1 protein-coding gene is annotated in these 327 nt (G+C 72.8%); it reads left to right on the plus strand.

Annotation, left to right across the window (positions count from 1 at the left end; translation table 11 throughout):
• Positions 1 to 327, plus strand: a 327-nt coding sequence (locus J0A65_RS22965) for a hypothetical protein (protein ID WP_206596622.1), incomplete at both ends; no start/stop codon positions are given.

Here is a 327-nt window from a genome sequence, read left to right on the forward strand (position 1 = left end):
TACCAGGCGCTGGCCGCCAGTCCCCAGGGTCGCTACCTGCGCTACGGCGGGCAGGCGGTGTGGAGCGAGCTGCAGATCAGCGCCGACCCGCAGGGTGGCTATCGCGCCCGCTTCTCGCCGCTGCGCGCTGGGGCGCGGGTGGAGGAATACGGCCCGGCAGCCATCGGCAAGCTGGACGGTCGCCTGCACGGCGATGGCGCCGCGATGACACTGCAGGACGCCCAGCTGGGCGCCGGTTGCGCCGTGCAGCTGCTGCGCGAAGGCATCGCCCTGCGCGTGCTGGAGGTGTTCGCCGAGGGCTGTCAGGACTACGGCGGCATGGGCATC

The sequence above is a fragment of the Bowmanella yangjiangensis genome (assembly GCF_017255015.1).
In the GTDB taxonomy this organism is placed as follows: domain Bacteria; phylum Pseudomonadota; class Gammaproteobacteria; order Enterobacterales; family Alteromonadaceae; genus Bowmanella; species Bowmanella yangjiangensis.